The sequence below is a fragment of the Phyllobacterium sophorae genome (genome assembly GCF_003010965.1).
In the GTDB taxonomy this organism is placed as follows: Bacteria; Pseudomonadota; Alphaproteobacteria; order Rhizobiales; family Rhizobiaceae; genus Phyllobacterium; species Phyllobacterium sophorae.
In genome coordinates, this window is the sequence record NZ_PGGM01000007.1 from 111,683 (window position 1) to 123,640 (window position 11,958).

The 11,958-nt window shown below is 58.5% G+C and carries 8 protein-coding genes and 1 tRNA gene; 5 read left to right on the forward strand and 4 right to left on the reverse strand.

Annotated elements, in window-relative coordinates; translation table 11 throughout:
• Positions 1-31 precede the first annotated feature (31 nt).
• Together parE and CU103_RS16365 are read right to left on the reverse strand one after the other, a co-directional pair.
• The gene (gene parE / locus CU103_RS16360; RefSeq protein WP_106665106.1) at positions 32-2,128 is read right to left on the reverse strand and encodes a DNA topoisomerase IV subunit B; all 2,097 of its coding nucleotides are present in this window, start codon (positions 2,126-2,128) and stop codon (positions 32-34) included.
• A 130-nt stretch (positions 2,129-2,258) separates the two neighbouring features.
• Positions 2,259-2,639: a helix-turn-helix domain-containing protein gene (locus CU103_RS16365; RefSeq protein WP_106665107.1), complete on the reverse strand. Its 381-nt coding sequence runs from the start codon at positions 2,637-2,639 to the stop codon at positions 2,259-2,261.
• 182 nt (positions 2,640-2,821) lie between these two features.
• Here CU103_RS16365 and CU103_RS16370 point away from each other — a divergent pair, with 182 nt between their 5' ends.
• Together CU103_RS16370 and CU103_RS16375 are read left to right on the forward strand one after the other, a co-directional pair.
• Positions 2,822-3,748, forward strand: coding sequence for a DMT family transporter (locus tag CU103_RS16370; RefSeq protein ID WP_106665255.1), 927 nt, complete (start codon positions 2,822-2,824; stop codon positions 3,746-3,748).
• A gap of 64 nt (positions 3,749-3,812) precedes the next feature.
• Positions 3,813-5,825: an acetyl-CoA carboxylase biotin carboxylase subunit gene (locus tag CU103_RS16375; protein ID WP_106665108.1), complete on the forward strand. Its 2,013-nt coding sequence runs from the start codon at positions 3,813-3,815 to the stop codon at positions 5,823-5,825.
• Here CU103_RS16375 and lipB read toward each other — a convergent pair.
• Complete coding sequence (gene lipB, locus CU103_RS16380) at positions 5,809-6,540, reverse strand: lipoyl(octanoyl) transferase LipB (protein ID WP_106665109.1); 732 nt, start codon at positions 6,538-6,540, stop codon at positions 5,809-5,811. The two genes, CU103_RS16375 and lipB, sit on opposite strands and share 17 nt — an antisense overlap.
• Positions 6,541-6,803: 263 nt before the next feature.
• Here lipB and CU103_RS16390 point away from each other — a divergent pair.
• Both CU103_RS16390 and CU103_RS16395 read left to right on the forward strand, forming a co-directional pair.
• Positions 6,804-6,888 (forward strand) — tRNA-Leu (locus tag CU103_RS16390).
• 148 nt (positions 6,889-7,036) lie between these two features.
• The gene (locus CU103_RS16395; protein WP_106665111.1) at positions 7,037-9,079 is read left to right on the forward strand and encodes an NADH:flavin oxidoreductase; all 2,043 of its coding nucleotides are present in this window, start codon (positions 7,037-7,039) and stop codon (positions 9,077-9,079) included.
• A 148-nt stretch (positions 9,080-9,227) separates the two neighbouring features.
• Here CU103_RS16395 and CU103_RS16400 read toward each other — a convergent pair whose 3' ends face one another.
• The gene (locus CU103_RS16400; RefSeq protein WP_106665112.1) at positions 9,228-10,229 is read right to left on the reverse strand and encodes an ABC transporter substrate-binding protein; all 1,002 of its coding nucleotides are present in this window, start codon (positions 10,227-10,229) and stop codon (positions 9,228-9,230) included.
• 283 nt (positions 10,230-10,512) lie between these two features.
• On the opposite strand from CU103_RS16400, the gene CU103_RS16405 reads away from it, so the two are divergent.
• Positions 10,513-11,937 (forward strand): aldehyde dehydrogenase family protein, encoded by a 1,425-nt coding sequence (locus CU103_RS16405; protein ID WP_106665113.1) that lies wholly within the window; start codon positions 10,513-10,515, stop codon positions 11,935-11,937.
• The last annotated feature ends 21 nt before the right edge of the window (positions 11,938-11,958 follow it).

The following is an 11,958-nucleotide window of genomic DNA, read 5'->3' on the forward strand; positions in this document are numbered from 1 at the left end:
TGGCTGACGTCCGGGCCTGCGCAAAGCTGGACTAAATATCCAGCTCTTCGACGAATGCAGCGCGATCCTGGATAAACCGGAAGCGGGCGTCCGGCCGGGTACCCATCAGATCATCGACAGCAAGCTTGGTCTCGTTGGCCCATTCCTCGTCGATTTGGACGCGCAGCAAGGTCCGCTTCTTGCGATCCATCGTCGTTTCCTTGAGCTGGTCGGCGCGCATTTCGCCGAGACCCTTGAATCGGCCGATTTCGATCTTGCCTTTGCCGGTGAACATCGTCTTGAGAAGCTCGTCCTTGTGAGCGTCATCTCGGGCATAGGCGACCTTGCCGCCTTGTGCGAGGCGATAAAGAGGCGGCACGCCGAGGAACAGATGGCCATTGCGAATGAGCTCAGGCATTTCCTGATAGAAGAACGTGATAAGCAGCGACGCAATATGTGCGCCGTCGACATCCGCATCGGTCATGATGATGACGCGGTCATAACGCAGGTCCTCATCGCGATATTTGGATCGGGTGCCGCAGCCGAGCGCCAGGATAAGATCGCCAATCTGCTGGTTCGCCGTCATCTTCTCGCGGCCCGCACTGACGACGTTCAAGATCTTTCCGCGCAAGGGTAGAACAGCCTGTGTGGCGCGGTCGCGCGCCTGCTTGGCCGAGCCGCCAGCGCTGTCGCCTTCGACGATGAACAGTTCAGCACCCAGAGCGCCGGTCTGGCTGCAATCGGCCAGCTTGCCAGGCAAGCGTAGCTTCTTCACCGCGGATTTGCGGTTGACCTCTTTTTCCTGGCGGCGTTTGACGCGTTCTTCGGCGCGATCCACCACCCAGTCGAGCAGCTTCGATGCTTCCTGTGGCGAGGCAGCAAGCCAATGGTCGAACGGGTCGCGAATGGCATTCTCGACAATCCGCTGCGCTTCGACGGTTGCGAGCTTGTCCTTGGTCTGGCCGACAAATTCCGGCTCGCGAATGAAAACGGAAAGCATGGCCGCAGACGAGATCATCACGTCATCGGTGGTGATGATCGAGGCGCGTTTGTTGCCGGTGAGGTCAGCATAGGCCTTGAGACCACGGGTGAGGGCGATGCGCAGGCCCGCTTCGTGGGTGCCGCCCTCGCCGGTCGGGATCGTGTTGCAGTAGGAATTGACGAAGCCGTCACCACCATGCCAGGCGACCGCCCATTCCAGTGCGCCGTGGCCACCGGATTTGTCGGTCTTGCCGGCGAACATTTCGCGTGTGACCTGAAATTCCTTGCCCAATGACGCAGCCAGATAATCTTTCAGGCCGCCGGGGAAATGAAATACCGCTTTATCGGGCGTGGGGTCCTTCGGATCGAGCAATGACGGCGCGCAATTCCAGCGAATTTCGACACCGCCGAAAAGATAGGCCTTCGATCGCGCCATCTTGTAGAGGCGGGCTGGATCAAATTTTGCGCCCTGTCCAAAAATCTCGGCGTCGGGGTGGAATGTCACACGCGTGCCGCGGCGGTTTTGGACTTCGCCGATCTCTTCAATGGGTCCAAGTGCCTTGCCGCGCGAAAAACGCTGGCGATACAGTTTGCGGTTACGGGCGACCTCAACCTCGCAATGATCGGACAGCGCATTGACCACCGAAACACCCACGCCGTGCAGACCGCCGGAGGTTTCATAGACTTTTGAGTCGAACTTGCCGCCAGCATGCAGGATGGTCATGATGACTTCGAGCGCCGATTTGTCCTTGAATTTGGGGTGGGCATCGACCGGCATTCCGCGGCCGTTGTCGGTTACCGACAGATAGCCGTTTTCATCGAGATCGATGTCGATGAAATTGGCATGGCCTGCGACGGCCTCGTCCATGGAATTGTCAATGACTTCGGCAAACAGATGGTGCATTGCCCGCTCATCCGTACCGCCGATATACATGCCCGGACGACGGCGGACTGGCTCCAGGCCCTCCAGAACCTCAATATCAGCCGCACTGTAGCTGCCGCCGCTTTCGGGTGTTGGGCGGGGCGGAGTCTTTGCTGCAGATGCGGGAACGGTCCTCACGGGTGCTACCGGCGCGGCGGCGGGATCCGGCCGCGTCTGGCCGACTGCTGCCTGCCGTTCGCGGGCAGTTTGCACTATCCTCGAAAAAAGGTCGTTATTATCATCCATGGTCTTGTTCGGCCAATATTATCAAGATTCGAATCACTCCCGATCTTTGCATGCTTCATTGGGAAACGCGATGGGAGTTCGCGATATGTTCCGGGATTCACCACAGAACTATGCGATGAATCCCCACGTTTCAAGCGGCCTTCAAGCTGGCGACAACGTTTTCCAATTGCTCGATCCTCTGACCAAGACGCTCATGATCGCTCTTGAGGACCTGGAGCTCCACCGTCAGGATGGACGCATCGTCGCGGGTTACACTCTCAACAGGAGACTGTCCGATGCCGTGCATGAGCCATGTTGGGGTAACGCCGAGAAATCCGGCAAGCATGACCAGCCTGTTGGCGCGTGGCTCGGATCGATCCGACTCCCATGCGGCGATGGTCTGCGGCTTGACGCCTATCCGCCCGGCAACCTCGCTGACACTCATCGATTTGGCATCGCGAGCGCGCGACAGCCGCCCGCCCAGCGTATCCAGGTCAGGGGTTTCGGTCATGATATTGGCGTGAAAGGCCATTCTATTCTCCAATTTCTTCCTATTTTGGGGATTTTTACAAACCCTTTGCACCATTCATGGGCCCAAAAGTCAAATTTGCTCGTTGGGGCCGTGCTTTTGCGCGTGCGTCGAGATTGCATTTTTCGACAGAGCCGATATGCCAGCAAGTCCTGCCAGCCGGTACGTCCAGAAAGGTCATCGCCATGGAAAACACAACCTCACAACAGTTGAGGGGCGTTTCAACGATGGCCGTTGCCATGTTCTTTCTGCCGATGATGGATGCCATCGCCAAATGGCTCTCGACCGTGGATACCCTGCCGCCAGCCACCGTAACGCTTTCCCGCTTTGTAGTTCAGACGATCCTGACGCTGATCATCGTTCTTGCGCTGACAGGCGTTGGTTCGTTGAGACCCGTCAAGTTGCGGGGTAACCTGTTTCGCGGCTTTCTGATGGGAATCGGCAGCCTGTGTTTCTTTGCGGCCGTCAAATATATGCCGCTCGCTGACGCCATGGCGGTGTTCTTCGTTGAGCCGCTGATGCTGACGCTGCTCTCCGCGCTGATCCTCAAGGAACAGGTGGGCTGGCGCAGGCGCATCGCCGTTGCAGTCGGTTTCGTCGGAACGTTGATCGTCATTCAGCCGAGCTGGGAACTGTTCGGCTGGGTTTCGCTGTTGCCGCTCGGGACCGCGACACTCTTCGCCATTTATCTGATCTTGAACCGTCGCTATGGCGATGCCGATACTCCGCTCGTCATGCAGCTTTATGCCGGGATCGGCGGCACAATTACCGTGGTGGCTGCACTTTTCCTTGGCGCAATGTTCGACGTGAGCGATATGACGCTCGAAATGCCATCGGGCGGCCTGTCGTGGCTTTTACTGGTTGCGATCGGTGCAATCGCCACCGGCGGGCATCTCCTGGTCGTTCAAGCCTCGCGGCTGGCGCCGGCATCGTTGCTTGCGCCCTTCCAGTATCTCGAAATTGTCATGGCGGTGATCATCGGGCTCGTCGTTTTCAACGAATTCCCGACGGCATCGAAATGGCTGGGGATTGCGATCATCGTTGGCTCGGGTGCCTATGTGGTCTGGCGCGAGGGCAAGAAACGTCATGCGCAGGAGCCGGCATACAATTGACAGGAAGCGGTTGAGCAAACCCGCGATTGGCAATAGAAACAAGGACGTATTGGGAGGTCCATTAGTGTTCAAGAAAATCCTGATTGCCAATCGTGGCGAAATAGCCTGCCGCGTCATCAAAACCGCGCGCAAGATGGGAATTGCCACTGTTGCGGTCTATTCGGATGCCGATCGCGATGCAGTTCATGTGGAAATGGCGGACGAGGCGGTTCATATCGGTCCCGCCGCGGCTTCCGAAAGTTACCTTGTCGCGGACAAGATCATCGCAGCATGCAAGCAAACCGGCGCGGAAGCCGTCCACCCCGGCTACGGGTTCCTCTCCGAACGCGCCTCCTTCTGTGAAGCGCTGGAAAAGCAGGGGGTCATCTTCATCGGGCCGAAGCCGAAGGCGATCATCGCCATGGGCGACAAGATCGAATCGAAGAAATTCGCCAATGAGGCAAGGGTCAACACCGTTCCGGGTTTCCTCGACATTATCACCGATCCCACCCATGCGGAGAAGATCGCCGGCGAAATCGGTTATCCGGTGATGATAAAGGCTTCCGCCGGCGGCGGCGGCAAGGGCATGCGCATCGCCTGGAGCAAGTCGGAAGTGCGCGACGGCTTCGAGCGCGCCACCTCGGAAGCGCGCAATTCTTTTGGTGATGACCGCGTCTTTATCGAAAAGTTCGTCGTCGATCCGCGTCACATCGAAATCCAGGTGCTTGCCGACGGTTATCGCAACTGCATCTATCTGGGCGAGCGCGAATGTTCGGTGCAGCGACGCAACCAGAAGGTTGTTGAAGAAGCGCCGTCGCCATTCCTCGATGAAAAGACCCGCAAGGCCATGGGCGAGCAGGCGGTGGCACTTGCCAAGGCCGTCGATTACCAGAGCGCGGGAACAGTCGAGTTCATCGTCGACAAGGACCGCAACTTCTACTTCCTCGAGATGAATACGCGCCTGCAGGTGGAGCATCCGGTGACCGAGATGATCACCGGCATCGATCTGGTCGAACAGATGATCCGCATCGCCGCTGGAGAAAAGCTGGCGATCAAACAGGCCGATGTGAGGCTCAATGGGTGGGCGGTCGAGAGCCGGCTATACGCAGAGGATCCATACCGTAATTTCCTGCCGTCCATCGGCCGGCTGACGCGCTATCGCCCGCCAGCGGAGGGGCCCGTCGGCAAGGCCATCATCCGCAATGATACCGGCGTGACCGAAGGCTCGGAAATCTCGATGTTTTATGACCCGATGGTCGCCAAGCTTTGCACCTGGGCGCCAACACGGCTTGAAGCAATCGATGCCATGGCAGATGCGTTGGACACGTTCGTCGTTGACGGGATCGAGCACAATATCCCGTTTCTTGCCACGCTCATGCAACATCCGCGCTGGCGGGAAGGACGGCTATCGACCGGTTTCATTGCCGAGGAGTTCCCGGAAGGGTTCAAGGCAATTTCGCCGGCGCCGGAGGATCGCGATATCCTCGCAGCAATTGTGCTGGCCGTGGAACTGGTGCGCAAGGAGCGGCTGGACCGTCTCAGTGACCGCCTGCGTCCACATACCGGCAAGATCCGTGCCGAATGGGAGGTGCGGATTGGTGATGACTATGTGCCTGCTACAATTCGCAAGAGCACGGCGAAGCCTCCGGTGAAGATCGAGCTTTCGCTGCATGGCCGCGAGGTGGTTACCATTCGCAGTGACTGGCAGCCCGGCGATGCCGTCTGGGACGGCTATGTAGATGAGCGCGCAATAAAAGCGCAGCTGCGCCCGGTGCTCAACGGCATGCGCATCGACTGGAAGGGCATGTCGGTCATTGGTTACGCCATGCAGAAGCATGTGGCAGCGCTGGAAAAGCTGATGCCGGTGAAATTGCCGCCTGACACTTCGAACTTGCTGCTCTGCCCGATGCCGGGCCTGATAGTCTCGATCAATGTGACAGAAGGCCAGGAGGTCAAGGCGGGCGAGACCTTGGCGATCGTCGAGGCAATGAAAATGGAAAACGTATTGCGGGCCGATCGCGACCTGACTGTCTCCGTGATCAACGCCAAGCAGGGCGACAGCCTGGCGGTCGACGCCGTGATCATGGAGTTCGTGTAACTCGCTGGACCGCTCCGAACACGTTTTTGAACGATTCGTGCAAAGCCCGGTCGAGATCGTGCATTTCCACCGGCAGGCCCAGATCAACGAGGCTCGTGACGCCGTGGCCGCGCACGCCGCAGGGTACGATGCCGTCGAAATGTGTGAGGTCTGGTTCCACGTTGATCGAGATGCCATGGAAGCTGACCCATTTGCGCAGACGGATACCGATGGCGGCGATCTTGTCCTCTGCCGGCGAGCCGTCGGGCAGGGCGGGCCGCTCCGGCCGCATGACCCAGACGCCGACGCGGTCCTCGCGCCGCTCGCCTTTCACGTTGAACGAAGCGAGCGTGGAAATGATCCATTGCTCCAGCGCCGTGACAAAGGCGCGGATATCCTCGCGGCGCCGTTTCAGGTCGAGCATCACATAGGCGACACGCTGTCCCGGCCCATGATAGGTATATTCGCCGCCTCGGCCTGTTGCATAGACCGGGAAACGGTCGGAGACGAGAAGATCTGTCGCCTTGGCACTGGTGCCGGCCGTGTAGAGCGGCGGATGTTCGACGAGCCAGACCAGTTCGCGCGCGGTGCCTTCGCGAATCGCCGCGACGCGCTGCTCCATGAACGCAAGCGCCGCATCATAGTCGGTAAGGCCATCGGCGATCAGCCATTCCACCGGAAACGATTCGTCATGGGGCCAGAATGCGGGGACGAGATCGTCGCGATTGGTTTTCATGATGCAAATTCAGATCCGGTTGTCATTGCCTGTCGTGAAATCCGCGAAATTGCCACCAAAACAGTGATTGGCGGGGTTTCAAGGGGTTCCCGATGGGTGCTCCGGATATGGACCTTTTCCGGCCAGATTTCCAGTCTGGCGTTGCGGACCAATGTTTCTGACAGCTTTGTGAAAAACAATCACGATATCTGACGATAGGGCTTGTTTAGCTGAAACCTATTTGCTACATGCCGCGAGCCGACACGTTCGGCTTCTACCACAGTGCGGTCGTGGCGGAATTGGTAGACGCGCAGCGTTGAGGTCGCTGTGTCGCAAGACGTGGAAGTTCGAGTCTTCTCGACCGCACCATTCTCCCCAAAATCAAAAAGCAATCGTCCCCATCGGGAAGGTTGCGATATATATATAACGGCGACTTCGTGCCAGAACACGTCGCGGGGAAGAAACTTAATGCGGTGCCCTCGGGCTAGGATCACCCAAACAAAGGGAGTTTGGTTCATTGGCCTTACATGACGATCCGCTGCTGCAGCCCTATCAGCTCAAACATCTGCGGCTCAAGAACCGCATCATGTCGACCAGTCACGAGCCGGCCTATTCCGAAGACGGCATGCCGAAGGAGCGCTACCGGCTGTACCATGCGGAAAAAGCCAAGGGCGGTATCGCGCTGACGATGACCGCGGGCTCCGCGGTGGTTTCGCGCGAGTCGCCTCCCGCCTTCGGAAATCTGCATGCCTATAAGGATGAGATTGTGCCATGGCTGCGCGAACTGACAGATGATTGTCATGAGCATGGCGCTGCCGTCATGATTCAGCTGACGCATCTTGGCCGCCGCACCAGCTGGAACAAGGGGGACTGGTTGCCGGTGGTTTCGGCTTCGCCCGTGCGGGAGCCGGCGCATCGCGCCTTTCCGAAGGAGGCGGAGGAATGGGATCTCGAGCGGATCACTGCCGATTATGCTTCGGCCGCGCAGCGCATGCAGGCCGCTGGGCTCGATGGTATCGAGCTCGAGGCCTACGGCCATCTGATGGACGGCTTCTGGTCGCCTGCAACCAACCGGCGTGACGACGAATATGGCGGCACGCTCGATAACCGTCTGCGCTTCACCTGGGCTGTGATCGATGCTGTGCGCAAATCGGTCGGTCCGGACTTTATCGTCGGCATCCGCATGGTGGCGGATGAGGACTGGGAGCAGGGGCTTTCAAAGGACGAGGGCGTCGAGATCGCGCGGCGCGTTGCCGCTTCGGGCAAGTTCGATTTCCTCAATATTATCCGGGGCCACATCGATACGGATGCGGCACTGAACGAGGTGATACCCATCCAGGGCATGCGGTCCGCACCGCATCTCGATTTCACCGGTGAAATACGGCAGCAGACCAAATTCCCGACCTTTCACGCCGCGCGCATCGCCGATGTGGCGACGGCACGTCATGCGGTGGCGGAAGGAAAACTCGACATGGTCGGCATGACCCGCGCGCATCTTGCCGATCCGCATATCGTGCGGAAGATCATGGCAGGCGACGAACATCGCATCAGGCCGTGTGTCGGCGCGACCTATTGTCTTGACCGCATCTATGAAGGCGGCGAGGCCCTGTGCATTCACAATGCCGCAACGGGGCGCGAAGCCTCGATGCCGCATGTGATCTCGAAGGCGAATACCCCGCGCAATATCGTCGTAGTCGGTGCTGGTCCGGCCGGCCTTGAGGCTGCACGTGTTGCCGCTGAAAGCGGTCACAGGGTTTCGGTGCTGGAAGCTTCGGACCAGGCTGGCGGTCAGATACGGCTCGCGGCCAAAAATCCGCGCCGCAGGGAGATGATTGGCATTGTCGACTGGCGCCTTGAGGAGCTGGAGCGGCTCGGCGTTTCGATGCGCTACAACGTATGGGCGGAAGCGGGAGACGTGCTGTCGCTCGAACCCGATGTGGTGGTCATTGCGACCGGCGGTCTGCCACAAAACCCGCCGCTGACGGCGGGTGATGAGCTGGTAACGTCGAGCTGGGATATTCTTGCGGGAGCGATCAAGCCGGGTGAGAACGTCTTGCTCTACGACGACAATGGCGGGCACCAGGGCATGAGCGCGGCGGAAATGATCGCCCAAGCCGGTTCCAAGCTGGAGCTTGTCAGTCCTGAACGCTTCTTTGCACCGGAAATGGGTGGCATGAACCATGTGCCCTATATGCGTGCCTTTCAGCAGCAGGGCGTCCGTGTGACGATCAATACGCGGCTGGTCAGCGTTGCGCGAAACGGCAATCAGCTCATAGCGACGCTTGGCTCGGATTTTGCGCCGGAATATCGCGAGGAACGTCTGGTAGATCAGGTTGTGGTCGAGCACGGCACCCTGCCGATCGATGACCTCTACCGCGAGCTCAAGCCACTGTCGCGCAACGGGGGCGCTGTCGATTATGATCATCTGGTCAATGGCGGTGCGATCTTTCCAGCGCGCGCAGAGGGTGCATTCGATCTCGTTCGGATCGGCGACGCAGTTCATTCGCGCAATATTCACGCAGCCATCTATGACGGGTTGCGGTACGCCATCAGATTCTAGCGCGAAGTTGTGATGAGGTCGAAGTGCCTTACTTGCGATTTCTAGCACTTTGCAAGAGCTAGGATGCTGAAATCGCTCTCTCTCCCAAAGGGGAGAGATAAAAAGGGCAGCGACAATGCGCTGCCCTTCCTTTTTGGTAAGCTACTGCTTACTGGACAGCAGCCTTGACCTTTTCTGCTACCTCGGCGCTGACCCACTTGGTCCAGATATCCTCATGGTTCTTGAGGAAGTATTTGGCGCCGTCCTCGCCTGTCGCCTGATTGTCGGTCATCCAGGCGAGCAGAGTGTTGACCGTCTTGTTGTCCCATGAACGGGCCTTCAGATAGTCCATGGCCGGGCCTGCCGATTCGCTGAACTTCTTGGTGACAACCGTATCGACTTCAGCGATTTCCCAATCGTTCTTCTTGGGGTCCGGGCAATCGGCAACGGTGTTGCAGCGCTTCCATTCAGCCGCATCGAATTTTGCGCCGTGGTCCAGCTTTACCATCGGGTATTTGCCGAGAATGGCAGTCGGCTCCCAATAATAACCGACCCAGCCTTCCTTGCGCTCATAGGCTTTTGCCAGCGCACCATCGAGACCGGCGGCAGAGCCCGTATCGACGAGGGTGAAGCCTTTCTTCTCGGCATCATAGGCCTTGAAGAACTGTGCGGTCGCAACCGTGCCGCCCCAGCCTGCAGGTCCGTTGAAGACTGCGCCTTTGGACGAATCTTCTGGAGCCGGGAACAACTCCGGATGTTTCAGCGCGTCGTCGATAGTCTTGATGTCCGGATGGGCATCCGCCAGATATTTCGGGATCCACCATCCTTGAACGCCGCCATCGGAGAGCGACTTGGAGGCATAGACGAGCTTGCCGTCGGCAACTGCCTTGTCCATGATATCGCGCATGAAATCGACCCAGCCTTCGGGGGCGATGTCGGGTTGACCCTTTTCGGTCATCGAGGTGAGGGTTGGTATCGTATCACCCTGAATGATCTCCGCCTGGCAACCATATCCGGACTCGAGAATGATCTTGTCGAGATTGGCGAGGACCTCCGCCGACTGCCAGTTCATGCTGGCAATGGTAACGCTGCCGCATTCCGCTGCGGATGCGCCGCCTGCCGCGCCGAGCAGCGCAAACGCCATGACGCCGCTCAAAAGTAATGCTTTCATCAGAGAACCCCTATTGTTGATTTTGTGTGATTTGTGGTGATGAGGGTCATACCAATCATGCCCGCACCGAACGCTTCTGATGCGCCCGGCCCGTTGGAAAACAGCAAGGAGAGTATTGGACCATAATTGCAACGATAGCCTTGCCTATTGCTGGCAAGAAGCCCGGATGCGTCAAAGTTTTTGTTCTCTGCGACACGCACCGTGCTGTTGGACGGACGCACTTGCGTTCGCTCGATTGATGGTCAGAATGGCCCGACAATGAAAATTCATTTGGAGGCTTCTCATGCTCGACAAGCGTAGGTTTTACATCAATGGCGAGTGGGTAGCTCCTCTGCAGGCGAATGACCTGGAAGTGATCAACCCGGCGACGGAACAGCCGATTGCTGTTATTTCAATGGGAACTGCCGCGGATATCGACCGCGCCGTAGCGGCTGCCAAGAAGGCCTATCAGACCTATAGCCGGACATCCGCCGAAGAGCGGCTGGCACTGCTGGAAAGGCTGCTGGCAATCTACAAGCGCCGCTACGACGAAGTAGCGCGAACGATCACGCTGGAACTTGGTGCGCCAATCACCATGAGTATGCAGCAGCAGGCCGATGTCGGCGTCGGTCACCTGCAGGGGTTCATCGATGCGTTGAAGAACCTGCATATACGTGAAGAACTGCCCAATGGCGATATTCTCGTGCGCGAACCGATCGGTGTCTGTGGCCTGATCACGCCATGGAACTGGCCAATCAACCAAATTGCTTTGAAGGTGATTCCGGCACTGGCAACGGGGAGCACCTGCGTGTTGAAGCCGAGCGAGTTTACACCGCTCAATGCGATGCTTTATGCGGAAATGGTCGATGAAGCGGGTTTCCCAGCTGGAACATTCAATCTGGTCAATGGCGATGGCATCACTGCGGGCGCGGCGCTGTCGAAGCACAAGGATGTCGACATGATGTCCTTTACCGGTTCGACCCGCGCGGGAATCGCTGTCAGCAAGGACGCAGCGGACACGGTTAAGCGGGTCACGCTGGAACTCGGCGGTAAATCACCGAACATTGTCTTCGAGGATGCCGATCTTGAAGACCGCGTTGCGGGCAGCGTGCTCGAATGTTTCAACAATAGCGGCCAGTCTTGCGACGCGCCGACGCGCATGCTGATACAGCGCTCTGTCTATGACAAGGCGGTCAGGATTGCCGGGGCGGCCGGGCGAGAGGCGCGCGTCGGCAATCCGGAGGACGAGGGCGATCACATCGGCCCGCTTGTCAGCCACATTCAATATGGCCGGGTGCAGAATTTGATCGAAGCGGGGATTGCCGAGGGTGCGCGGGTTCTCGTTGGTGGCGCCGGCAAGCCGGAAGGTTACGAGACAGGTTACTTCGTGCAGCCGACGATCTTTGCCGATGTCAGGAATGACATGCGCATCGCCAAGGAAGAAGTATTCGGCCCGGTTCTATCGCTTATCCCGTTCGACACTGAGGAAGAAGCCATCGCGATCGCCAACGATACGCCGTACGGCCTTGCCGCTTACGTGCAGACAGGCGATGCCGAGCGCGCCGAGCGCGTGGCATCAAGGCTGAAGGCCGGGATGGTCCATATCAATGGCGGACCGCATCGCTATGGCAGCCCGTTCGGTGGCTACAAGCAGTCCGGCAATGGCCGTGAAGGCGGAAAATTCGGGCTTGAGGATTTCCTTGAGGTCAAGACCATCCACAGACCGTAAAAGATCAAAATGGTTGATGGC

Coding starts and splice junctions, on each gene's coding strand:
- lipB (WP_106665109.1), bottom strand. CDS start 6,540: ATGAAAACCAATCGCGACGATCTCGTCCCCGCATTCTGGCCCCATGAC.
- CU103_RS16365 (WP_106665107.1), bottom strand. CDS start 2,639: ATGGCCTTTCACGCCAATATCATGACCGAAACCCCTGACCTGGATACG.
- CU103_RS16405 (WP_106665113.1), top strand. CDS start 10,513: ATGCTCGACAAGCGTAGGTTTTACATCAATGGCGAGTGGGTAGCTCCT.
- CU103_RS16370 (WP_106665255.1), top strand. CDS start 2,822: ATGGAAAACACAACCTCACAACAGTTGAGGGGCGTTTCAACGATGGCC.
- CU103_RS16400 (WP_106665112.1), bottom strand. CDS start 10,229: ATGAAAGCATTACTTTTGAGCGGCGTCATGGCGTTTGCGCTGCTCGGC.
- parE (WP_106665106.1), bottom strand. CDS start 2,128: ATGGATGATAATAACGACCTTTTTTCGAGGATAGTGCAAACTGCCCGC.